This window comes from Thalassovita sp. (assembly GCF_034670005.1).
GTDB lineage: Bacteria > Pseudomonadota > Alphaproteobacteria > Rhodobacterales > Rhodobacteraceae > Thalassobius.
The window spans coordinates 12,001-34,266 of record NZ_JAXMOH010000004.1; the positions used below are offsets into that span (position 1 = coordinate 12,001).

The 22,266-nt window shown below is 56.7% G+C and carries 20 protein-coding genes; 11 read left to right on the forward strand and 9 right to left on the reverse strand.

Translation table 11 applies throughout. The features are described from left to right. Positions 1 to 161 precede the first annotated feature (161 nt). Positions 162 to 1,232, forward strand: a complete 1,071-nt coding sequence (locus tag VOI23_RS09590; protein WP_323784527.1) for a sigma-54 interaction domain-containing protein — start codon at positions 162 to 164, stop codon at positions 1,230 to 1,232. Positions 1,233 to 1,382: 150 nt separating this feature from the next. On the opposite strand, the gene fliD is transcribed toward VOI23_RS09590, so the two are convergent. From fliD to VOI23_RS09605, 3 genes are all read right to left on the reverse strand, one after another. Next, a complete protein-coding gene (gene fliD, locus VOI23_RS09595; protein ID WP_323784528.1) occupies positions 1,383 to 3,692 on the reverse strand; it encodes a flagellar filament capping protein FliD in 2,310 nt (769 codons plus the stop codon). 75 nt (positions 3,693 to 3,767) lie between these two features. Further along, positions 3,768 to 4,961: an OmpA family protein gene (locus VOI23_RS09600; RefSeq protein ID WP_323784529.1), complete on the reverse strand. Its 1,194-nt coding sequence runs from the start codon at positions 4,959 to 4,961 to the stop codon at positions 3,768 to 3,770. Positions 4,962 to 4,982: 21 nt separating this feature from the next. Beyond that, a complete protein-coding gene (locus VOI23_RS09605; protein WP_323784530.1) occupies positions 4,983 to 5,744 on the reverse strand; it encodes a motility protein A in 762 nt (253 codons plus the stop codon). Positions 5,745 to 5,954: 210 nt separating this feature from the next. Here VOI23_RS09605 and VOI23_RS09610 point away from each other — a divergent pair, with 210 nt between their 5' ends. Together VOI23_RS09610 and rpoN are read left to right on the forward strand one after the other, a co-directional pair. Next, positions 5,955 to 7,439: a flagellin gene (locus tag VOI23_RS09610; RefSeq protein WP_323784532.1), complete on the forward strand. Its 1,485-nt coding sequence runs from the start codon at positions 5,955 to 5,957 to the stop codon at positions 7,437 to 7,439. A 185-nt stretch (positions 7,440 to 7,624) separates the two neighbouring features. Continuing rightward, positions 7,625 to 8,953, forward strand: a complete 1,329-nt coding sequence (rpoN, locus tag VOI23_RS09615; protein WP_323784533.1) for an RNA polymerase factor sigma-54 — start codon at positions 7,625 to 7,627, stop codon at positions 8,951 to 8,953. A gap of 211 nt (positions 8,954 to 9,164) precedes the next feature. Here the strand turns inward: rpoN and VOI23_RS09620 are convergent, their stop codons facing one another. Together VOI23_RS09620 and VOI23_RS09625 are read right to left on the reverse strand one after the other, a co-directional pair. Then, a complete protein-coding gene (locus VOI23_RS09620) occupies positions 9,165 to 9,899 on the reverse strand; it encodes a hypothetical protein (RefSeq protein ID WP_323784534.1) in 735 nt (244 codons plus the stop codon). Then, the gene (locus tag VOI23_RS09625; RefSeq protein ID WP_323784535.1) at positions 9,899 to 10,663 is read right to left on the reverse strand and encodes a hypothetical protein; all 765 of its coding nucleotides are present in this window, start codon (positions 10,661 to 10,663) and stop codon (positions 9,899 to 9,901) included. The genes VOI23_RS09620 and VOI23_RS09625 overlap by 1 nt, the downstream gene beginning before the upstream one ends. Positions 10,664 to 10,818: 155 nt before the next feature. Between VOI23_RS09625 and VOI23_RS09630 the strand changes: the two genes are divergently transcribed. Then, positions 10,819 to 11,421 (forward strand): hypothetical protein, encoded by a 603-nt coding sequence (locus VOI23_RS09630; protein WP_323784537.1) that lies wholly within the window; start codon positions 10,819 to 10,821, stop codon positions 11,419 to 11,421. Between the two features lie 130 nt (positions 11,422 to 11,551). Here VOI23_RS09630 and VOI23_RS09635 read toward each other — a convergent pair whose 3' ends face one another. Beyond that, positions 11,552 to 12,148, reverse strand: coding sequence for a gamma-glutamyl kinase (locus VOI23_RS09635; protein ID WP_323784538.1), 597 nt, complete (start codon positions 12,146 to 12,148; stop codon positions 11,552 to 11,554). Positions 12,149 to 12,344: 196 nt separating this feature from the next. Here VOI23_RS09635 and recA point away from each other — a divergent pair, with 196 nt between their 5' ends. From recA to VOI23_RS09650, 3 genes are all read left to right on the forward strand, one after another. Next, positions 12,345 to 13,415, forward strand: coding sequence for a recombinase RecA (gene recA, locus VOI23_RS09640; protein WP_323784540.1), 1,071 nt, complete (start codon positions 12,345 to 12,347; stop codon positions 13,413 to 13,415). 129 nt (positions 13,416 to 13,544) lie between these two features. Beyond that, a complete protein-coding gene (alaS, locus tag VOI23_RS09645) occupies positions 13,545 to 16,193 on the forward strand; it encodes an alanine--tRNA ligase (protein ID WP_323784541.1) in 2,649 nt (882 codons plus the stop codon). A 91-nt stretch (positions 16,194 to 16,284) separates the two neighbouring features. Further along, entirely contained in the window at positions 16,285 to 16,572 is a 288-nt protein-coding gene (locus VOI23_RS09650; RefSeq protein ID WP_323784542.1) for a DUF1330 domain-containing protein, read from the forward strand. A gap of 143 nt (positions 16,573 to 16,715) precedes the next feature. Here VOI23_RS09650 and VOI23_RS09655 read toward each other — a convergent pair whose 3' ends face one another. The 3 genes from VOI23_RS09655 to ssb form a co-directional block, all read right to left on the reverse strand. Continuing rightward, positions 16,716 to 17,297 carry a VOC family protein gene (locus tag VOI23_RS09655; protein WP_323784543.1) on the reverse strand — a complete coding sequence of 194 codons (582 nt, stop codon included), beginning with the start codon at positions 17,295 to 17,297 and terminating at the stop codon, positions 16,716 to 16,718. A gap of 60 nt (positions 17,298 to 17,357) precedes the next feature. Next, on the reverse strand, positions 17,358 to 19,178 hold the full coding sequence (gene typA, locus VOI23_RS09660) for a translational GTPase TypA (RefSeq protein WP_323784545.1): 1,821 nt from the start codon (positions 19,176 to 19,178) through the stop codon (positions 17,358 to 17,360). Positions 19,179 to 19,366: 188 nt separating this feature from the next. Further along, positions 19,367 to 19,891 (reverse strand): single-stranded DNA-binding protein, encoded by a 525-nt coding sequence (gene ssb / locus VOI23_RS09665; RefSeq protein WP_323784547.1) that lies wholly within the window; start codon positions 19,889 to 19,891, stop codon positions 19,367 to 19,369. Positions 19,892 to 20,102: 211 nt separating this feature from the next. Between ssb and VOI23_RS09670 the strand changes: the two genes are divergently transcribed. The 4 genes from VOI23_RS09670 (at position 20,103) to VOI23_RS09685 (ending at position 22,166) form a co-directional block, all read left to right on the forward strand. After that, complete coding sequence (locus VOI23_RS09670; protein ID WP_323784548.1) at positions 20,103 to 20,366, forward strand: PepSY domain-containing protein; 264 nt, start codon at positions 20,103 to 20,105, stop codon at positions 20,364 to 20,366. A 65-nt stretch (positions 20,367 to 20,431) separates the two neighbouring features. After that, positions 20,432 to 20,962 carry a cytochrome b/b6 domain-containing protein gene (locus VOI23_RS09675; protein ID WP_323784549.1) on the forward strand — a complete coding sequence of 177 codons (531 nt, stop codon included), beginning with the start codon at positions 20,432 to 20,434 and terminating at the stop codon, positions 20,960 to 20,962. Between the two features lie 4 nt (positions 20,963 to 20,966). Continuing rightward, complete coding sequence (locus tag VOI23_RS09680; RefSeq protein ID WP_323784551.1) at positions 20,967 to 21,521, forward strand: helix-turn-helix transcriptional regulator; 555 nt, start codon at positions 20,967 to 20,969, stop codon at positions 21,519 to 21,521. A 60-nt stretch (positions 21,522 to 21,581) separates the two neighbouring features. Then, positions 21,582 to 22,166, forward strand: a complete 585-nt coding sequence (locus VOI23_RS09685; protein WP_323784553.1) for a lytic transglycosylase domain-containing protein — start codon at positions 21,582 to 21,584, stop codon at positions 22,164 to 22,166. Positions 22,167 to 22,266 lie beyond the last annotated feature (100 nt).

Here is a 22,266-nt window from a genome sequence, read left to right on the forward strand (position 1 = left end):
CCCAAAATACAAACGAAAGTATGTAAGGCACTCCTTAAGAGAGCCGGCCGTCAACGTCTGAGATATGGCGTCAATGTCGGCTTTTTGACTATGATGTGAATAAAGATGACGTGTCATTTTATTGAGTGACAAGGCGTCAATTCATCATCGAGGGTCGGTAAATGACGAATGTCTTCAGCAATCTTTTTTTCGATGCAGAAGCGCCGATTTTGTATGAGATTGATGCACTTATCGTAGGATCTTCACCCGCGACCCGCCGGATGAAACAGATGTTGACGGCTGTATCGCCTTCAGATGCACCCGTGATGTTGAGCGGAGATACCGGGTCCGGCAAGGAACGCGCAGCCACTGCTATTCATCAGGCGTCGGGCCGCAGCGGCAAACTGGTGGCGGTGAATTGTGCGGCGATCCCGGGAGAACTGCTGGAATCGGAATTGTTCGGCTATGAAAAAGGTGCCTTTACCGGTGCAGAGGAACAGCGTGTCGGGCTGATCGAAATGGCTGATGGCGGCACCTTGTTCCTGGACGAAATCGGCGACATGCCGATGGCGCTGCAGTCCAAATTGCTGCGGGTCCTGGAAGCACGTGAAATTCAGCGCGTTGGTGGACGTGAAAGTATCGCGGTCGATTTTCGTCTGATCACGGCGACGCATCGCCGTCTCACCGATTCCGTGGCCGAGGGCAAGTTTCGCGCTGACCTGTTTTATCGTATCAATGTTCTGCCGGTTCCGGTGCCGCCACTTGCAGAGCGGCTGGACGAAATCCCCGAATTGATCGACCGGATGTTGAGTGATCACACCAAGCAGCACCCTCATGCCAATCTGCCGCATTTCGCTATGGACGCGATCGAACGGTTGCAAGCGCATAACTGGCCGGGCAACATACGCGAATTGCGTAATGTCGTGGACCGCGCCATCGTGATGTTCCCCGGTCGCATGCTGCATGCCGGCGAGGTCGACAATTTCCTGCTGCTGATCGAGACCGAAGGTGAAAATACCGGCAAGGGTCCAGGTAGCGGCTTTGCCGTTGGCGATCAGGATGCGGTTTTGAAAATGCTGCGGGACAAGGGTGCGATCGATATTCGTCTGATCCTGCGCGATATGGAAATCAGCATGATCGAAGGCGCGTTGCAAATGTGCGAAGGCAATGTGACCGGCGCCGCCCAGGCACTGGGCCTGCAACGCACCACCTTGATTGAAAAAATCAAGAAATACGGCATTCAGAAACCTTAGTAGATCAAGAAATCCTCCCTCCTGTCAGACTGAAAGGCCGCTTCGTAAGAAGCGGCCTCTTTTTTGCGTCCCGACGGTGCGCGGGTTCCGAATTCATTGTGAAAGGGAAGGGCGGGCGGTCGGTTCGGGCCCCGATCCGCCTCAGCCGGATCAACCTTTGGCCGCAGCTTCCCATGCGTTCAGCAGACTTTCGATATAGCCGCCAGTATTGTTCAACTGCGTGATCATCGTTTCCATCGCGGTGAATTTCGACACATAGCGCGCTTCGATAGTGGTGTATTTATCATCAAGCACGACCAGTTCGTCTTCGTTATCGGTCAGGTTGTTTTTAAGTGCTGTTTCTCTTGACGCTATGGCGCTGTCGCCCAGCAATGTATCTTTGATCCGGTCAAGCATCTCCTCTGCAAAGCTGCGACCATAGGAAACCTCAAATTGAGTGACACCATCAGGAACGGTCAGAGAAATTCCCGACATGTCCCCCGAAGCGGCGATATAGAACGTCATACCGGCACCGGGAAACAACGAGGTCAGTTCCGAAGTGCCCAGATAGGCCGGGTCGAGGTCACCGGTACGTTGAAACGTTTGGGTCAGGGTGGCGGTTCCAGTTGGTGGCTTACCGGCAATCGATACCGATGGATCTGACGCGACGACCTGCGATTCAAACAGGGCCATGACCTTTTCCGGGGTATCATTCATGACAGTATTGAATGCTTTTTCATCTAGTTTCAGCGTCCCTTGACGCGTCGTCGAGATGCCAAAATCGCTGAGATACATCGTTTCATCACCGAAGCCGTTGATCCCAGAACGCATCATGCTTCGGATACTGCTTTTTACCGCTTCGATCGTGGTTTCACCTGCAAGTTCACCCGGTTCGGCACCTTCCAGGATACCGCGTGATGTTTTTTCCGTGAGATATTCCAAGGTTTCGTTGACCTTGGCGACTAGAACCTGTGCCCGCGCCAGAGCTTCCTCGTAATCGATCGCGGTGGTGATCGTCGCGGCACCGCCGGTAACGTCTTTGAGGTCAAGCGTTACGCCGTCGATCAGGTCGTCGACTTCGTTGGAAGAACGGTAGACGGTGATGCCGTTATATTCGAGAACTGCATCAGAGGCGGCGCGGATCTGATGGTCGGTGATCGTTGTGGTGAGATCGAAATCAGTCAGCGCGATTTCCGCATCCGAGTTCACAGTGGATGAGTTCGTCGCAGCGCCGAAGAAAGATGCCTGACCGGTCACGCTGTCCGCAACAGTGAAACTATCGGCCGAGGACATTTCAACCTGACCGGTGACAAAAGCCGAATTTGTCGGGCCAGTAGTGTCCTGCAGCGTGGCAGTCGTTCCGGTCGCGGAAAGGTCAGCATTGAGCGATTCAATGGTCAGTCCGGTGTCGTTAACGCTGGTGTCGTAACCGGTTAGGGCGATGTCGTTGCCTGCGCTATCGGTCAGGATAACCTCGCCATTGGTGTCGCCAAATGCGGCGGTCACGCCGGTCAGACCAGACTGGGCATTAATTGCGTCACGCAGCCCCGTCAGGTCAAGAGGGTCCGCGATGGTCACGTTACCAAGGGCGGTGCCGTTGATCGACAACGACAAGTCGGTCGCGGCAGTCAGTCCCGACAATTTGGCGTTGGTTACCGCCGTTGCTGACACATTGGTGCTGGCGGTCGCTGCGTTGACGGAGTCTGCCAGTTCCTTGGCTGACATGCCGGCAGTCGTGGTGATCGTGGTTGCCCCGGCGGATCCGGTAATGTCCAGCGAGGTCCCGGCCGCGATCTGTGTATCGGTCAGCGAGTCGCCAGCGGTGAGACCGGCAACCGTTTTCATCGAGCTCGACCCGGTACCGCCGCCGGTGACGCTGAAACTCAATCCGTTCACGCCGCCTGAATTACTGAGGATGCCGAGCGTGAAGGTCCCGTCGCCGACATCAATGATACTTGCGGTGACGCCGACGACATAGTCGAACTGCTCGGCTAATTGCTTGAGCGTCGTGCCATCTGCGACATTCATCGAAACTTGGGGACGGTCGCCCTGGTAAAAGACCGGAGGTGTATCCGCAGTCCAGACCCCGAAATCGATGTTGATGGTCCCGGCTTGCACAATCGCGCCTTCGCCGCTGAAACCCTCGAATTGAAGGACTTGTTCTTTGGCGGTCGCTACCACGCCGATATTTGCGCTGCCGGCTTTGACCTTGCTGGGGTCGGTGACCGTGGCAGAAATTGCCGAACTGCTGGAATTGGTCTGGATCAGAGAATCGCCGGTGATCACGTTCAGTGAATTTTCCAGATCCTCCAGCATCAAACGTGCTTCGGCCATTGCCGAAATGGATACTTCGATCCCGTCGATCCGATCCTCGACAATGCTGCGGCGGGGGCTGACCTCGGCGTTGGCGAGGCTTTTCGACAACTCTGAAATATTCAGGCCGCTACCATTGGTATTCAACGAGCTAAGAATGTCGGACATAACTGTCTCCACTTTCCCGCGATAACGTCGGCGGTGCGTTTTTGTTTAGGTATTGGTGCCCAGTTCGCGGGCGGCCTAGAAGCTGATTTCGATTTCGATCCGCCGGTTCAGTTCGCGCCCTTCGGGGGTGGAATTGTCGGCAATCGGATTGCTTTCGCCTTCGCTCGTTGCCGTCAGGCGCGTGGGATCGACAAGGTTGGTCGCCGCCAACTCGCGCACCACGCTGGCCGAACGGGCCGCAGCCAGTCCCCAGTTGTCGTGGAATGGCGACGAGGGGTTCAGCGGAATATCATCGGTATGACCGGTCACGGTGATGGTGCTGGCATCATTCATAGCTGCAAAAGCGATGCGTTCCATTATACTGCGTGCCTCTTGGGTCAGGTCGGCCTGTCCCGATGGGAAAGCTCCACCAGCGCCGACAGTGACGTAGACTTTGCCGTTCCGTTGTTCGACCGAGACCAGACCTTTGCCGACCTCGCGCCGCAGGGCCACCTGCAATTTATCGTTGGCGACGGCCGCTTTGCCTTCACCGGGATCGCCGGTCGGCTGATCCGAGGCGCCTTCGGCTGCGGAGGTGCCTTCCAATTGGGTTTCCATTGCCTGCTGCGCGATCGTGTTGATATTCTGCAGGACCTCGGCCAGCAGGTCTTCGGTCTGTTGCATCTGTTCCTGCTGCTGGGGTTGGCCAGTTGCCTGTTCGATCGAATCGGAGGGCTGGGTTTGCGGTTCACTTTGATCGAATGTGTTGGTGCCGGGCTGATAATCCAGAACCACCTGGTCGTTTTCGATCCGCGCCATCAATTCGCCGTCCTGCAACGCCTTTTTCAGCATTTCGGCAAGTTGACGTTTCTGTTCGTCCTTGTCCTGTTGATTGCTTTGAGTGTCGCGTCTTTGCTTTTCGTCCTGATCGGAACGAATCTTGGGTTGTTCGGTTGTGGTGGTGTCCTGCGTCATGGTGTCGGTGATCGAGGGTTCTGGTGAGGGGCTGAAATTGAGTTCCAGCACCGTCGTGCCGCGCGGCTGTTCCATCACCGGGATTTCACGCTGAACACCAAAGGAATCCTTCAGAGAACCGGCAATCATCTTGAACTTGGGCTGGTTGAATTCGGCAAAGGACAGAATCAACACGAAAAACGCCATCAGCAGGATGGCGATATCCGAAAAGGTGGCCATCCAGGCGGGGGCACCGACCGGAGGGCATTTGGGGCAGTCTTCCTGCGGCGGTTGTTCGACCGGCTGAACCGGCAGCGGGATCGGTTTCTTCGCCATTTTCAGTCCTTATATATAATGTCAGGCTGCCAGCAGCTTTTCGGCGACTTTCGGCGGAAGCGACGCGACCATCTGATCCTGAACCGCACGACCGGATTCGCCCTTGGCAATATTGCGCAGCCCTGCGACCACCAATTCGCGGTAAATCGTTTCGTCGGCGCTATAGGTTTCCAGCTTGGACAGGATCGGCCCAAAGATCACGTTGGCCAGAAAGGCACCATATAGAGTCGTCAACAGCGCCACGGCCATGGCCGGGCCAATCGACTTGGGGTCTTCCATGTTGCCCAGCATCTGTACCAGACCAATCAAAGTCCCGATCATCCCCATCGCCGGGGCGATGTCGATCCAGCCCTTGACCACGCCTTGGCTGGCTTCGTGCCGGGTTTTCATGGATTTGATTTCCTGTTGCAGCTGTTTGACCATCTTTGGTTCGTCCGCGCCGTCGACCAGCATCTGCAGACCTTTCTCAAAGAACTTGTCAGGCACTTCCTGGTTTTCCAAAGCCATCATGCCTTCTTTGCGCGCGAGATCGGAAAGCTCGACCATGGTTTCGACCAGCTTGCCATGTTTGGGGAGCTTGGGCATGAACGCTTTGGCCATGGAACCAAAGCTGCCAAGGAAAGTTCCCATCGGCGCGGTGAACATGACAGCAAAGAAAGTGCCGCCGCCCACGATCAATAACGAAGGCACATCAATGAACGGACCTAGGCCGCCGGCAACGATCATTGAACCGATGATCATGCCAACTGCACCAATCAGCCCTACAAGGGATGCGATATCCATATCGAATGCTCCATTCTCTATACAGGAAAGAACTGAGCAAGAAGCATACCAAGCCCGTAAAAACCGGGGTCAAGAAATATGCAAGGAAATAAAACGCAATAATATCAATGCGATAACTACTAAACTGATAGTTTCCTTTAAACTTTTTTGCCGTTTGTCGTTGGTAATTTCAAGCGCAGGACAGCGCTAGCCAACTTAATGGAGACGGCCATGACTACTATTAACACGAATATTGGCGCGCTTTCGGCACAAGCAACGATGTCGCGTGTGAATATGGAATTCCAAACCTCGATGGAGCGCCTTTCGTCGGGTCAGCGGATTAACTCCGCTAGCGACGACGCCGCAGGGATGGCGATTTCGGAAAAGATGACCGCGCAGATCAAGGGTCTGAGCCAAGCAATCCGGAACGCCACCGACGGTAAGAACCTGCTGGACACCACCGAAGGTGCACATGTCGAAGTTTCGAACATGCTGCAGCGTCTTCGCGAACTGTCTGTTCAGTCCGCGAACGACACGAACACTGCTTCGGACCGGAACAACCTGGCGTCGGAAGGTACGCAGCTGATTACTGAAATCAACCGCGTCGCCAAAGACACGACCTTCAACGGGATGAAAATTCTGGACGGTTCGTTCACCGGCAAGCAGCTGCAAATCGGTGCTGACTCGGGTCAGACCATCAACATCGACGTCGACAGCGCGGCAGCAACCGACATTGGTGCCCACACAGTGAACACCAAGGTGTCGCTGGCTTCCGGCGGAGCCGATACCGGTATCGCCGCAGGTACCACTCTGGACATCACCGGCTACTCGGGGTCGGCATCGATCACTACCACGGCGGGTCAGTCGGCCAAATCGCTGGCGGACGAAATCAACTCGCAGTCGGCCTCGACAGGTGTGGAAGCGACCGCAGTGTCCAAAGCCAAACTGTCGGGCTTCTCGGCCGCATCGACTGTGACCTTTGAAGTGAACGGCACCACGATCGGTAACGTGAACATCTCGGATACCGGCGATCTGCGTGGTCTGCGCGATGCGATCAACACTCAGGCTGGTCAGACCGGCGTAACCGCCACCATGGGCGACAACAACGGCGAAATCGTCCTGACCGACAAAGAAGGCAACGATATCGAGCTGACCAACTACGATACCGGCGTCGATGATACCACCCTGACTGTGACCGCTCTGAATGCTGACGGTACTGCAGCAGGTGCGGTGGCAGACACCCACACCACCACGCTGATCGACACCACCGGCGCGATCACCTCGTCGCATATCTCTGGCCAGGTTTCGATGACCTCAACCAAGGGCTTCTCGGTTGGCTCCTCGGTAATCGCCGCCGGCACCAGCTTCTTCGAAGCCGCCGCAAACTCGTCGACGCTGGAAGATGTCGCTTCGATCGACCTGACCACCGCGCAAGGCGCATCGAACGCGATCAAGGTGATCGACGTGGCGCTGAACAAGGTCAACCAGGCACGGTCCCAGCTGGGTGCGGTTTCCAACCGTCTGGACAGTACGATTTCGAACCTGACCAACATCTCGGTCAACGTCGAAGCCGCCCGGTCCGGGATCCGGGATGCCGACTTCGCCAAGGAATCCACTGCCCTGGCGCGCGGCAAGATCCTGTCGCAAGCTTCGACCGCGATGCTGGCTCAGGCCAACTCGTCCAAGCAGAACGTGATGCAGCTGCTCCGCGGCTAATCACAATCCCTGACGGGATTTTGACACCACTGACAAGATTTCGGCGCTTCGGCGCCGAAATTCATTTTTATCAACAGGTTAACCACCCATACTTTATGATGGGTTATATCCTGAAGGCTAAGTCAAACGTTTTACGTTGTTTAGGGCTAAAATGGACTTCATCCTTGTTTGCAAGGAGATGCCCAATGCAGATTTCAACGATTCAACATCTAGGTCAGCGTCAATCTGTCGTCATGACCGCACAGCTTCAGAAAGCGATCTGTCTGCTGCAGTATAGTAACGTAGATCTGCATTCGGTGATCGAAAGTGAATCCGAAGATAACCCGTTCATCGAAGTGAAGGCGGGGGCTGCGGGCGACAACCAAAGCATGCGCGGGACCGGTAGCCGGACGAGCGGCGGCGGTATCGATCAGGGCGATGTTCTGGCCCGTATCCAGGAACATGATCAATCGCTTTACAGTCACGTCGCGATGCAGTTCGACATGATGTTTCCCGACCCTGCGGATCGAATAAAGGCCGATATCTTCCTCGAAGCGCTGGAACCCAGTGGATGGCTGGGCGAACCGCTGGAAAATCTGGCGATGCGTCTTGGTGTGTCGCTGGAAGACGCCGAGGATTGGCTGGTTCACATCCAGCAGGTCGAACCCTCGGGTCTGTTTGCCCGTTCATTGGCCGAATGCCTGGCACTGCAGGCCGAAGAAAAGGGCGCGATGACGCCGTTGTTCCGTACGTTATTGGAAAACCTACCAAAACTGGCTCAGGCGGATCTGAAGGGGCTGATGCGCGCCTGTAACTGCGATATGGATAAACTGCGCCCGGCGTTGAAACTGTTGCGCAGCCTGAATCCCAAGCCGGGGGCCGATTTCAATGGGCCGGTGACGCCGCAGCGCGCGCCCGATCTGATCGTCAGCCGGGCAGACGAAGGCTGGAAGGTCGACCTGAACAAGTCCACCCTGCCCAGCGTAGTGGTCAACGAAAAGAAAGCCGCGACGCTGAAGGCCGCACATGGCGATTATGTCAACGATACGCTGTCTGTGGCGCTTTGGTTGCGCCGCGCGGTGGCGCACCGCAATCAGACCACGCTGGCCGTGGGCGCGGAAATCCTGCGTCGTCAGTCCAAGTTCATGGGGCAAGGGGCCTCGGGCCTTGTGCCGATGACTCTAAAGGATGTTGCCGAAGCGATTGGTGTTCATGAAAGCACCGTCAGCCGGGTGACCACCGATCTGCTGATGCAGACTCCGCAGGGTACTTTCCCTCTGAAATACCTGTTTTCCGCGTCGCTGCGCAAAGACGAAGGCGAAGGCGGTGAATCCGCCGCTGCCGTGCGCCATCGCATTCAGCAACTGGTCCGCGAAGAAGATGGCGCCAACCCGCTGAGCGACGATGCCATCGCAAAGATCATCACTGGCGAGGGTACTCATCTGGCGCGGCGGACTGTGGCGAAATACCGTGATATCCTGAAAATCCCGTCCTCTTTCCAACGCCGTCGCAACGCTTTGTTACAGGCGGATTGATCCAAGTTCCACTCTCGGACCGAGGGCGCAGTGATAGACGGTTAATCCGCCGATCTCTGCGCCCTTACCGCGTTTTACGGGGGGGCAGGGGCAGTGGACATGCGCCCTGCATTCAGATTGTGGCCGTGCAGTAGCTGCGGTCGCTTCTGCGCGGGGCGGGCATCCAGGGATAAAGGGTTATGAGCTGTCTTTCATGCCAGTCCGGAAACCGTCAGGCATTCGCTTCGCTGTAATCGCCAAGATCGCCGGGCACTGCAGACGGTTGTGCGACCGGGACGGAAACTCCGCCGAACAGGAACTGATCGTCCGGTTCCATATTGCTATAGGCGGTATGCGCCGCAGCTTCGCTTTCTGCTGCGACCACTGCATAGGGCACCAATCCTCGGGCCAGCCTGTCTGATCGGATCAGGTAGGCATAATTGCGCCGCACATAGACCGAGGACAGGCCGTACAGGACGATGGATGCCCACCAGCCCGCAGGCCACCCCAGAAGGACCAGCGCAACCAGACCGCCCAAATGCGGCCATAGCCTCATCTGGGCCAGCCAGATAGGTGCAACCATCCATGCCAGCGGTGAAACCCGGTGGCGGAACAAGTCGTAATGGCCGCGCGAAGAGCGCAACACTTCCCAGTTTTCAAGTCGCTCAGGGGCAATGTCGGGAAACTGTGGGTTGCCGACAGCCGGACAGGGGTGCCAGCGCCCCAACTTCGGGGTCACACTTATTACCGTCAGGTCCAGATCGCCGCGCTGGAAATGCAACACGACCTTCCGGGTCTGCATCGGTGAAAACCGGCGCGAGAATTCCCGCGCCCCATCGACGAAGGGCGTACCGTCAATCCCGACCAATTTGTCACCTGGGCGCAGGCCCAGTGAATTGCCCGCAGAGCCGACTTTGATCAGCTCCAGATGAATCTCGGAGGGCAGTTCTGGGGGCTGAGGCAGCATTACGGGTACTTGAACGGGTTCGTTGCGGATTTCGAGGTGGTTTTACGCGGAGTGGTCGCGGTCGCAGGTTTGCTGCGTGGCTTGATCACTTTTTTGGGCTGCGGCTGTAGGCGCGATGACGGTGATACTGCCGACAGCCGGGAATTCGGCTTGGTTCCTGCGGCCGGGGCCGAGGTGAGAATCTGATTGGCCAGCGTCGACAGCTTTTGCGACAAGGCCAGTTGCAGATCTGAAATCCCGGCCAGTACGTCATCGCGCGATTTGCCGATTTGCGGCTCGATCATGCTGCTCATATAGGTGGCAAATCCTTCGGGGCCCTGGCCCAGCGTGGATGTGATTGCGAGATTGGTGTCGGTCAACTGCGCTTCGAGCGCGTCGATCCTGCCATTCATGCCATTCAGCGCGGCGGTAACCTCTTGGCGTTCTGAGGATTGAGATTCGATCATCTCTGACGCCATTTCGACGGTCATTTTCAACTGATTGACGTTCTGCGTGAACAAATGCAGCGCCTCTACATGGGTGTCGCGCGCAGTGCGCAGGTCACCCAGAGTGCGGTAGAAAATCATCGCGCTCAGCCCGGCACACAGAATGATCCCGGCGATGCCGCCAATGGCGGCAGGGATCAGTTTGCGGTCCACCCAATCGGCCTTGTCGCTTAGCCGTTTCGAAGTATCTTCCGCCAGCGACGCCGCGTCGCTGGCGGTTTCCGCCGACGCGAGCGCGATCTTGATGGCTTCGCTTGCATCTGGTTGTTCGGTGCTCATTGCGCACTCCATGTCTGTCCGACAGACTGAATGCAGTTTTCGTGCCATTCATTCCGGCGTTTGGTCGGAAAAAAACAGCTGCCGGAAGTAAAAGCGTGGCGAATTGCGCCGTTTGTGAGATCAGACGATTGCGTTACCCCGTTTAGGAGGCACAGATGACGGTACATCACCCGACCTTTAGCAATGCTGGGCTTGCTGCGTCCCCCGAGGGGGCAGGCGCTGCAACAGAATCTGCGCTTGAGGTCGCGCCTTTCGCCCGACTGACCATTGGCGAAGCTGCCTATGACGTGGGCACAGTAAAAAACAGTCCCGAAGAGGCAACCCGTGAAATTCTGGCCTTCCGCTCGGGCGCAGATGCGCCCTGGAGACAACTCAAGGCAGGGCTTGATGACGGATGGCGACCGGTAGCTGCTGAAGTGGTCCGTAATACCCGCGACGCTCTGCAAGATTATGTGCGTATGCATATGATCCGCCGATCCGGAAAATTCACCGCCGGCGACAAGGTATCGCTGACGCTGTTCGGATTTGATTGGGAAGTGCGGGTTTCATCAGACGGTAAACGCGCTCAGGTCAAACTGCCCGAAACCGGTTGGGAAGAAGTGGACCGGTCTCTGCTTCAGGACTATTCCGATTTAAAGGAACTGGCGATCGCGGCTCTGATCAAATTTAGCCCGACGATCCACGAAGTCTTTGAAGACGATGTCGATGCCTGGGCCTTGCGCTTGGCTGCGGGGGCTTCGGTAACACCGATCATGTAACGCCGATCTGGGGTCTGACGATCTGATCATCTTAAACAGGAGCGACGCTCACGGCGTTCTGAACGGTCTTGAGCGTTCGTTGTCACAGGGTTTCCATTCTGGCTGAACATCCGTTCCTGCTGGCTAGAGATCAGGTGGTGATGCTTTCCCACAGTTCGAATTCCTCGCTCCGCGCCTGGCGCAGCTTGGCTTCGACGTCGCGCGATAACTGCAACTCCATCTTGGGGGATACGTTTTCGCGTGGCAACTCCAGTTTGATTGACAGCCGGTTTTCAAGAAACGCTATCAAACCGTCCTGATCTTCATAGCGGAACAGGTGGTCAATCGAAGTGCCGTTCGGTCGAGGTTCCAGAAATTTGGCCTGACTGCCGACATTCGCGAAACCGGGCGGTTTTCCCTGACAATAAGCGCTGACAAAGTCGTCGAAACTGACCTCGTGGGTCGAATTCGGTTTGCCTTCCATGAAGGGACGGCGGCGATATCTGTACCAGCTTCCCAGCCAACTGACCGGTTCGCGCATCACTGCCATGGTTTCCATCTGCGTGTTGCAGGCCTTTTCGAACATCGGCCGGAAAAACCGATTATATCGATAAAGCGGCGCATGCTTGAGTTCAGGAGGGTCCAGTACCGTCATTGATGCGATCGGGCCAAGCGCCTTTTCATAGGCCGTTGTGCCGGTTTTCGGAACAGACAGGAAAACCAATTTTTCTTTCCAAAACACCAGCATATCCAGATCTCTGCCCTTTTTGTTCAAGTCACCGCGCCCGATTAAATCATTCCTTAACCTAAACGGTCAAACCTGAATATGAAAAAAATATCATTGCAATGTTCTTGTTTTGATCTCATAAACGGCGACAAGAACAAGTGCAGAACATTATGGTGATTGCCGCACCGTCGCGGGTGTGGGATAAGGGACCGGAAAAATGGCAATGGCAGATCTACTTTCCATGGATAATAAACGTAACGCGGACAAGCAGAAGGCGCTGGACAGCGCTTTGGCCCAGATCGAACGGCAGTTCGGTAAAGGCTCGATCATGAAACTGGGCGGCGAAAATGCCGTGCAGGAAATCGAGGCGACATCGACAGGGTCCTTGGGCTTGGATATCGCGCTCGGAATCGGTGGCATCCCGAAGGGCAGGATCATCGAAATTTACGGGCCGGAAAGTTCGGGTAAAACCACGCTGACACTGCATTGCGTTGCGGAGGAACAGAAAAATGGCGGTATCTGTGCTTTTGTCGATGCCGAACATGCGCTTGATCCGCAATATGCCAGGAAACTGGGGGTCAATCTTGACGAGTTGCTGATCAGCCAGCCCGATACTGGGGAACAGGCGCTGGAAATCGTGGATACACTGGTGCGGTCCGGCGCGGTCAGCATGGTGGTGGTCGATTCGGTTGCCGCGCTGACGCCGAAGTCGGAACTGGAAGGCGACATGGGCGACAGCAGCGTCGGTGTGCAGGCCCGGCTGATGAGCCAGGCGATGCGCAAATTGACCGGGTCGATCAACCGATCGAAATGCACGGTGATCTTCATCAACCAGATCCGGATGAAGATCGGAGTAATGTTTGGCAGCCCGGAAACCACCACCGGCGGCAACGCGTTGAAATTCTACAGCTCGGTTCGGCTGGATATTCGTCGGATCGGCGCGATCAAGGACCGGGAAGAGATTGTCGGCAATGCCACCCGGGTCAAAGTGGTCAAGAACAAGGTCGCACCGCCCTTCAAACAGGTGGAATTTGACATCATGTATGGCGAAGGCATTTCCAAAACCGGCGAATTGCTGGATCTTGGCGTGAAGGCCGGGGTGGTGGAAAAATCAGGTGCCTGGTTCAGCTATAACGATGAACGCTTGGGGCAGGGGCGTGAAAACGCCAAGCAATTCCTGAAAGACAATCCCGATGCCGCGATCGAGATCGAAGACAAGATCAGGGCCGCCCACGGTCTGGAATTCGACATGAAGCGTGAAGAAGGCGACGATATCATCGAAGCCTGAGCGTTTCGAAATCGTGCAATTGGAAAGGCCGGGTGCGTTCTGTGCGCCCGGCCTTTTACTTGCTGTGGACACGGGGCCGTCGGAGGGATAAATCAGCTTGACCATTGTCTTGCCCGGGAACCCCAACCGATGCCCAGCCTCAACGACGTCCGTTCGACTTTCCTGAATTATTTCGAAAAACAGGGGCACGAGGTCGTGGCCTCCAGCCCGCTTGTGCCGCGCAACGATCCGACGCTGATGTTTGTAAATTCCGGCATGGTTCAGTTCAAGAACCTGTTCACCGGAGTAGAGCACCGCGACTACAAACGCGCCACCACAGCGCAGAAATGCGTTCGGGCAGGGGGAAAACACAACGATCTGGACAATGTCGGTTATACCGCGCGGCATCACACTTTCTTTGAAATGCTGGGCAATTTCAGCTTCGGCGATTACTTCAAGAAGGAAGCGATCCCGTTTGCATGGGATTTGGTGACCAAAGAATTCGGCATCGACAAATCGAAGCTGCTGACAACTGTCTATCACACCGATGACGAAGCGTTCGAAATCTGGAAAAAGGTCGGCGTGCCCGAAGACCGGATCATCCGCATCGCCACGTCGGACAATTTCTGGCAGATGGGCCCAACCGGCCCCTGCGGACCCTGCACCGAAATCTTCTATGATCACGGCGATCATATCTGGGGCGGGCCTCCGGGATCGCCCGAAGAGGATGGCGACCGGTTCATCGAGATCTGGAATGTCGTTTTCATGCAGAACGAACAGTTCGAGGACGGCTCGATGCGTGAACTGGACATGCAGTCGATTGATACCGGCATGGGGCTGGAGAGGATCGGCGCCTTGTTGCAGGGCAGCCACGACAATTACGACACCGATCTGTTCAAATACCTGATCGAGGCCAGCGCCAATGCGACCAACGTCGATCCGTATGGTGACAAGAACGTTCATCACCGGGTGATCGCGGATCACCTGCGTTCGACTTCGTTCCTGATCGCGGATGGGGTGATGCCCTCCAATGACGGGCGCGGTTACGTGCTGCGACGGATCATGCGCCGGGCGATGCGGCATGCGCACCTCTTGGGGGCAAAAGATCCGGTCATGCATCAGCTTGTCCCGGCACTGGTCACCCAGATGGGGGCGGCCTATCCCGAGCTCCGGCAGGCCCAGCCGATGATCGAGGAAACGCTAAAACTGGAAGAAACCCGTTTCAAGCAAACGCTAGAACGCGGGTTGAAGCTTCTGGACGACGAAATAGAAGCGTTGCCCGAAGGCGCGGCATTGCCCGGCGCGGCGGCATTCAAGCTGTATGACACTTTCGGTTTCCCACTCGACCTGACTCAGGACGCGTTGCGCGAAAAGGGCCTGGGTGTCGATACTGACGGGTTCGATACAGCGATGGAAGAACAAAAAGCCAAGGCGCGCGCCGCCTGGGCCGGGTCGGGCGAAGCGGCAGACGCGACCATCTGGTTCGACATTGCTGAAAACAAGGGCGTGACCGAATTCCTCGGCTATGACACTGAAACCGCCGAAGGTCAGGTGATCGCGCTGGTCAGGGATGGCGCCCAGGTCGACAAGGTCGGCAAAGGCGACAGTGTACAGATCGCAATGAACCAAACGCCGTTCTATGCAGAAAGCGGCGGTCAGGTCGGCGATAGCGGGGTGCTGAAAGCTGAAAACGGCACAGCCCGGATCATCGATACCAAGAAAGCTGCCGGAGTCTTCATCCATTTCGCCGAAGTGACTGAAGGAGAAATCGCGCTCAATGAAGGCGTGGTACTTGAGGTTGATCATGGCCGACGCACCGCGATCCGCGCCAACCATTCAGCGACCCATCTGTTGCACGAAGCGTTGCGCGAAACGCTGGGGAACCACGTGGCGCAGCGCGGGTCACTCAACGCGCCGGACCGTCTGCGGTTCGATTTCAGCCATGCCAAGGCTCTGTCTGATGCGGAACTGAGCAAAGTCACTGAAGATGTGAATAGTTTTATTCGTCAGAACACGCCGGTTGAAACCCGGATCATGACACCGGATGACGCCCGCGAAATCGGTGCGCAGGCCCTTTTTGGGGAAAAATACGGTGATGAGGTGCGCGTGGTCTCAATGGGCCGGGCGGCAACCGGAAAAGGGCAGGATGGTCAAACCTATTCGCTCGAACTCTGTGGCGGCACCCATGTGAAACAGACCGGCGATATTGGGATGTGCGTGATCCTCGGTGACAGCGCTTCCAGCGCCGGTGTGCGCCGGATCGAGGCGCTGACCGGGCAGGCGGCTCTGAACTATTTGCATGAACAAGCCGAAACGCTGGCCTCGGTCACGGCGGCGCTGAAAGCGCAGCCTTCGGAAGTCGCCGACCGGGTCGAGGCGCTTTTGGCCGAACGCAAGTCGCTGGCCAACGAAGTCGCGCAGCTGCGCCGCGAACTGGCGATGGCTGGCGGCCAGGGGCAGGGCGGCACCGATGCCAAAGACATCAATGGGGTGAAATTCTTCGCCCAGGTCCTGACCGGCGTGTCGGGCAAAGACCTGCCTTCACTGATCGACGAACATAAGGACCGGCTCGGCTCAGGCGCAGTCCTGCTGATTGCCGATACCGGCGATAAGGTAGCGGTGGCCGCAGGCGTGACCAAGGACCTGACCGACAAGGTGTCGGCGGTCGATCTGGTCCGCGCGGCGGTCCCGGAATTGGGCGGCAAGGGCGGCGGAGGACGTCCTGATATGGCGCAAGGGGGCGGCAAGGATGCGACGAACGCAGATGCCGCGATCAAGGCAGCCGAAGCCGTTCTGTAATTTTTTGATCAAGCGGTCGAAATATTCTCGATCTCTGTCCTGAACGGCGTATGCTGCCTCGAAAGTTCCGACCTGACGCAAGGAGAAGATAATGGGCGCACTTTGGATTGCACATGTGACAGTCACCGATGACGAAGCCTACGGAAAATACGCCAAATTGGCTGGCCCCGCCATTGCCAAACATGGCGGTGAATTCATTGCCCGCGGTGGCCGTTTCGTGCAGCTGGAGGGCAAGGAACGCCCGCGCAACGTGGTCGCGCGCTTTCCCGATGTGGACACGGCTGTCGCCTGTTATCACAGCCCGGACTACCAAGAAGCGCTGAGCCACGCGCGCGGTGCCTCTGAACGCGAACTGATGGTGGTTGAAACCAACGACTAAGGGATGCCCACCTGGCATTCATCTTGGTCAAAATACTCCGGGGGTGAATGTGGTGAAACTCTGCAGGAGTTCACCACAGAGGGGGCAGCGCCCCCTCAAACCCGCCCACGGCGGGCGCGAAAGGGGCGACGCCCCTTTTCCCCTCAATAGGGATCCTTCGCTGAGCGGTCTACTGACAGCGAACTCTGCCGCCGCGCCACCAATATTTCGATGGCATCGGCCAGATGCTCTTCCTGAATATTGTAATCACCGCGTCCGACCCGTAATTTGTGCGCCTCGATCATGACATCGGCATGCGAGCTCCCCATCGGCGGTTCAAACCGATAACAGGCCAATTCGATCAGGAACCCCATGGGATCTTTGAAATAGATCGAATCCATGAAGCCGCGATCCTTGACCCCGGAATGGGTGATGCCGCGTTCGTCCAACCGTTTCACCGCCTGAGAAAACGTCGCTTTGCTGATGTTGAGCGCCAGATGGTGCACGCAGCCGGGATCTGTCGGTGTCCGGCTTGGGTCGGGCTTGCGGGTTTCATTGGTGAACACCGTGATCAGGCGCCCATCCCCGGGGTCGAAATAGAGATGGCCTTCATCCGGGTTGTCGAGATTGGGCTGATCGAAAACAAAGGGCATTCCAAGCAGCCCTTCCCAGAAATCGATCGATGTCTGCCGGTCGGCTCCGGTCAGGGTGATGTGGTGAATGCCTTGGGCCTGCAATTTGCGCATAACAACCGTTCCTCCCTGAAGCAGTGTTAATCAGACAGTAGCGCAAGATCGGGTTTTGTGTCAGCTATTCGTTTTTGCCATGCGTTTGCGTTCATGCGGATCAAGATAGCGTTTGCGCAGCCGGATCGCATTCGGGGTGACTTCGACCAATTCGTCGTCGTTGATATAGGCGATCGCCTCTTCCAGCGACAGGGTTATTGGCGTGGTCAGGCGGACCGCTTCGTCGGTGCCCGAGGCCCGCACGTTGGTCAGTTTCTTGCCCTTCAGCGGGTTCACTTCCAGATCGTTGTCGCGGCTGTGCTCGCCGATGATCATACCCTGATAAACCTTGGCCTGCGCGCCGATGAACATCTTGCCGCGATCCTCGAGGTTCCACAGCGCATAGGCTACAGCTTCGCCGTCTTCCATCGAAATCAGGACGCCAGCGCGGCGGCCCGGGATCGGACCCTTGAACGGGGTCCAGCCGTGGAACACGCGGTTCAGCACACCGGTACCACGGGTGTCGGTCAAAAATTCACCGTGATAGCCGATCAGGCCGCGCGACGGGACATGGGCGATGATCCGGGTCTTGCCGGCGCCAGCCTGACGCATTTCGACCAGTTCGCCTTTGCGGGCACCGGTGATCTTTTCGATCACTGCGCCAGAATATTCGTCATCGACATCGACAGTGATTTCTTCGACGGGTTCCATCCGCTGACCGTTTTCTTCGCGCATGATCACTTGCGGGCGCGAAATGGACAGCTCAAAACCTTCGCGGCGCATGTTTTCGATCAGAACGCCCATCTGCAATTCGCCACGGCCGGAGACTTCGAAAGCCTCGCCGCCGGGGGTGTCGGCGATCTTGATCGCGACATTCGATTCCGCTTCTTTCATCAAACGTTCGCGGATCACCCGGCTTTGCACCTTCTTGCCATCGCGGCCTGCCAGTGGGCTGTCGTTGATGCCGAAGGTGACGGTGATGGTGGGCGGATCGATCGGTTGCGCATCAAGCGGTTCTTCGACCGCCAAAGCACAGATCGTGTCGGCCACGGTGGCCTTGGACATGCCCGCGATGGACACGATGTCACCGGCCATCGCTTCTTCGATATCCTGCATTTGCAGACCGCGGAAGGCCTGGATCTTGGTGACGCGGAACTGTTCGATTTTCTGACCGATGCGGCTGAGCGCCTGTACGGTCGCGCCGACTTTCAGCTTACCGGTTTCGACCCGGCCAGTCAGGATACGACCGACGAAAGGATCGCTTCCCAATGTGGTGGCTAGCATGCTGAAATCTTCGCCCTGATGCGCGATCTGTTTCGGCGCGGGGACGTGATTGACGATCAGGTTATACAGCGCATGCAAATCCTTGCGCGGCCCGTCCAGTTCAGGATCCGCCCAGCCATTGCGGCCCGAAGCATAAAGATGCGGGAAATCCAGCTGATCTTCATTCGCGCCCAGGCTGGCGAACAGATCGAAACATTCATCCAAAGCCCGATCCGGTTCGGCATCGGGTTTGTCGACCTTGTTCAGAACCACGATGGGCCGCAGGCCCAAGGCCAGTGCCTTGGAGGTCACGAATTTGGTTTGCGGCATCGGGCCTTCGGCGGCATCGACCAGCAGCACCACGCCATCTACCATCGACAGGATACGTTCGACTTCGCCACCGAAATCGGCGTGGCCGGGGGTGTCGACGATGTTAATGCGGGTATCTTTCCATTCCACCGAAGTCGGCTTGGCGAAAATGGTGATACCGCGTTCGCGTTCCAGATCGTTGCTGTCCATCGCGCGTTCTGCGACGGCCTGATTTTCACGAAATGCACCCGATTGCTTCAGCAGCTCATCCACCAGGGTGGTTTTGCCGTGGTCGACGTGGGCGATGATGGCGATGTTGCGCAGATCCATGGGTAGTCCTTGGGTTGTTCGCGGCCCGGCTATACCGGATCGGGTCAAAAGGCCAGAGAGAAAGGGGTATCAGTGGTGTTTTTCGCATCTGCAGCATTGCAGGGTGGAGGCCGTGCAATGCCCGGCTGTCCTGAAACGAGAAAAGCCGCCCGGTGTTGGGCGGCTTTCAAATTGGTATCTGATGCCGATCAGAACGGGATTTCATCATCCAGATCACGCGACGGCGCACCGCCGCCCTGACCTGACGGACTATCCTGTCCACCACCCTGGTTTCCGCCGCCATAGTCGCCACCACCATAACCGCCGCCGTAACCGCCCTGATCACCACCGCCATAGCCACCACCGCCACCGCCTTCGCCGCCGCGACTGTCGAGCAGGGTCAATTCGCCACGATAGGGGCGCAGCACCACTTCGGTCGAATAGCGGTCCTGCCCGGATTGGTCCTGCCATTTACGGGTTTCAAGCTGGCCCTCGATATAGACCTTGGACCCTTTGCGCAGATATTGTTCGGCGATCCGCGCCAGCGGTTCGGAAAAGATCGCCACCGAATGCCATTCGGTGCGTTCGCGCCGTTCGCCTGTATTGCGGTCCTTCCAGTTTTCCGAGGTCGCAATCCGCAGATTGCAGACTTTGCCGCCGTTTTGGAAACTGCGCACTTCGGGGTCACGGCCCAGATTGCCCACCAGAATTACTTTATTTACCGATCCGGCCATTTTTCATCTCCCCGTCGAGTCGTTTGAGCAATGCTTACACCACGCCCTGAAGGAAAGGTAAAGTTTTCCAAAAACGGATGCTAACACGGATAAACCAGAGTTATAGAGCGGCAGATTGCGTGGATTTGGCACCTTGGTTCAATGGCGTTCTGCATCTGCGTTCTGCATCTCAGGGGCATGGGTGATCGTCGCCCCAAAAGGAGATACAGTAATGAAAACTATCATCAAAGCACTCGGGTTCGGTTTGGTCATGACCTTGAGTGGATTACCTGCACTGGCGGCTCAGAACGGGGTGACCCTGACGCCGGAAATCCGTGCTCAGATTGTCGAGAAACTGACGAATGATGGCTATGAGGTGCGCAAGATCAAGGTCGAAGACGGTTATTACGAAGCTTATGCGCTGAAGGACGGCAAGAAGTTGGAGCTCTATCTGGATGCCGCGTTGAAAGTGATGAAGACCAAAGGCAACGACTAAGGCGATCATCGCAGGTACCGCTTTGCAGCAGTGCCTGCGCCAATCATATAGAAGAGGGTAGGGCCATGGAAAATCGCAAAGTCTGGGATCCGGTCGTTCGGCTGACGCATTGGGGCGTTGCGCTTGGAATTGTTTTGAACGGCGCTGTCATTGATGATGAGAGCAAGTTCCACACCCGCGTCGGCTATACCGTTCTGGCTCTGGTGGTGTTGCGACTGGTTTGGGGGCTCGTGGGGAGTCGCCATGCCCGGTTTGCCGATTTCCCGCCAAATCCGTCCGCATCTATGGATCAACTCTCCGACATGGTCAGCGGGCGCAAACGGATTCATCTGGGCCACACGCCGCTTGGGGCGCTGATGATCTATAACCTTTGGGCATCGATTTTGCTGATAGGGCTGTCGGGCTATATGATGACCACGACCGCCTTCTGGGGAATTGAATGGGTCGAAGAGATGCACGAACTCTTTGCCAACTGGGTCTACTTTTCGGCCCTGCTTCATGTTGTCGCTGTGATCTTGGAAAGTCGCAGAACCGGCGTTAACCTGCCTCGGTCAATGGTGACGGGTGTCAAATCCGTGCCAAGCGAGAAGGTTTGATATCTTGAAGTCTGGCAATCCGATTCTACGCGAAGGAGTGGGCCTTGGGCTGCTGATCCTGGCCCAGAGTTTTGCGGCGTTCTTTTTCCTGTCCGATATCTTTTTCGATTTCATCAAGCAGGGAAGTCAGATCTTCAACTCTGGCGACACCAGTCACCTGATCCTTGAAGTGGCCGCTGCGGTGACGCTGATCGCGTCGGTCGGTTTTGAAGTCCGCTATCTTATCCGGTTGCTGTTGCGGCAGGAAGAACTGACCCGGGGCATGCAGATCGCCTCGGGGGCGCTGCATGATCTGATGCAGGCCTATTATGCTGATTGGCGGCTGACGCCGTCGGAACAGGATGTGGCCGGGTTCGCGATCAAGGGCGCGTCTATCGCTGAAATCGCTGAATTGCGAGGGTCTGCGCAGGGCACGATCAAGGCCCATCTCAATGCAATCTACCGTAAAGCCGGGGTAGCTGGGCGCGGTGAATTGATCAGCCTTTTGATCGAAGACCTGATGTCGGCACCATTGATGAATGGCGGCGTTGCGTCCCAGAACGCCGAATTAGGTCCCTGAGGCTGGAAATTGCCGTGCAGTAGCGTATAATCCGCGCGGACATTGAGGTGGGTGATTGGCATGCAGAAAGTTTGGGCGTTGGGATTGGCGATGGCCTTGGTCGGCGGTGGGGCCGCGCAGGCAGATGTCCTGTCGTCCAAATCGCGCACTAAGCTGTTCAAGTCACAGATTAAAGTTTTGGATACTCGCGCGGCCAGCCAATACAAAGGGTCGGTGCGTCTGAAACCGGCGACGGTGCATACTCCGACAAAATGGGGTAGCGCCGGGTTCAGCGGTGGGTACAAAGGGCCTTATCTTGACATGGCGCGCTCTGCGGCATTGCGCCATGGGGTGCCTGAAGATTTGTTTCTCCGCCTTGTTCAGCAGGAATCCGGGTTTAATTCGCGCGCCAAATCACCCAAGGGCGCGCTGGGACTGGCGCAACTGATGCCACAGACGGCGCGCAGGTTGGGGGTCGATCCACACGATCCGTCGGAAAACCTTGATGGTGGCGCGCGGTATCTGGCGCAACAGTATCGGCGTTTTGGATCGTGGCGTCTGGCGCTGGCGGCGTATAATGCCGGGCCAGAAGCCGTTGAAAAATATGGTGGTGTCCCACCCTATCAGGAAACCCGGAATTACGTGAAAGTCATCTGGGGCAGCTAGTCTTTTAATTCTGATTTATTTTGTCAGGAATTTGCGCTATGTAAATCAGAATCGCGCAAACCTTTGGTATTGCGGATAGAAAACGCACACAAAGGTAACC

Coding starts and splice junctions, on each gene's coding strand:
- VOI23_RS09590 (WP_323784527.1), top strand. CDS start 162: ATGACGAATGTCTTCAGCAATCTTTTTTTCGATGCAGAAGCGCCGATT.
- fliD (WP_323784528.1), bottom strand. CDS start 3,692: ATGTCCGACATTCTTAGCTCGTTGAATACCAATGGTAGCGGCCTGAAT.
- VOI23_RS09600 (WP_323784529.1), bottom strand. CDS start 4,961: ATGGCGAAGAAACCGATCCCGCTGCCGGTTCAGCCGGTCGAACAACCG.
- VOI23_RS09605 (WP_323784530.1), bottom strand. CDS start 5,744: ATGGATATCGCATCCCTTGTAGGGCTGATTGGTGCAGTTGGCATGATC.
- VOI23_RS09610 (WP_323784532.1), top strand. CDS start 5,955: ATGACTACTATTAACACGAATATTGGCGCGCTTTCGGCACAAGCAACG.
- rpoN (WP_323784533.1), top strand. CDS start 7,625: ATGCAGATTTCAACGATTCAACATCTAGGTCAGCGTCAATCTGTCGTC.
- VOI23_RS09620 (WP_323784534.1), bottom strand. CDS start 9,899: ATGCTGCCTCAGCCCCCAGAACTGCCCTCCGAGATTCATCTGGAGCTG.
- VOI23_RS09625 (WP_323784535.1), bottom strand. CDS start 10,663: ATGAGCACCGAACAACCAGATGCAAGCGAAGCCATCAAGATCGCGCTC.
- VOI23_RS09630 (WP_323784537.1), top strand. CDS start 10,819: ATGACGGTACATCACCCGACCTTTAGCAATGCTGGGCTTGCTGCGTCC.
- VOI23_RS09635 (WP_323784538.1), bottom strand. CDS start 12,148: ATGCTGGTGTTTTGGAAAGAAAAATTGGTTTTCCTGTCTGTTCCGAAA.
- recA (WP_323784540.1), top strand. CDS start 12,345: ATGGCAATGGCAGATCTACTTTCCATGGATAATAAACGTAACGCGGAC.
- alaS (WP_323784541.1), top strand. CDS start 13,545: ATGCCCAGCCTCAACGACGTCCGTTCGACTTTCCTGAATTATTTCGAA.
- VOI23_RS09650 (WP_323784542.1), top strand. CDS start 16,285: ATGGGCGCACTTTGGATTGCACATGTGACAGTCACCGATGACGAAGCC.
- VOI23_RS09655 (WP_323784543.1), bottom strand. CDS start 17,297: ATGCGCAAATTGCAGGCCCAAGGCATTCACCACATCACCCTGACCGGA.
- typA (WP_323784545.1), bottom strand. CDS start 19,178: ATGGATCTGCGCAACATCGCCATCATCGCCCACGTCGACCACGGCAAA.
- ssb (WP_323784547.1), bottom strand. CDS start 19,891: ATGGCCGGATCGGTAAATAAAGTAATTCTGGTGGGCAATCTGGGCCGT.
- VOI23_RS09670 (WP_323784548.1), top strand. CDS start 20,103: ATGAAAACTATCATCAAAGCACTCGGGTTCGGTTTGGTCATGACCTTG.
- VOI23_RS09675 (WP_323784549.1), top strand. CDS start 20,432: ATGGAAAATCGCAAAGTCTGGGATCCGGTCGTTCGGCTGACGCATTGG.
- VOI23_RS09685 (WP_323784553.1), top strand. CDS start 21,582: ATGCAGAAAGTTTGGGCGTTGGGATTGGCGATGGCCTTGGTCGGCGGT.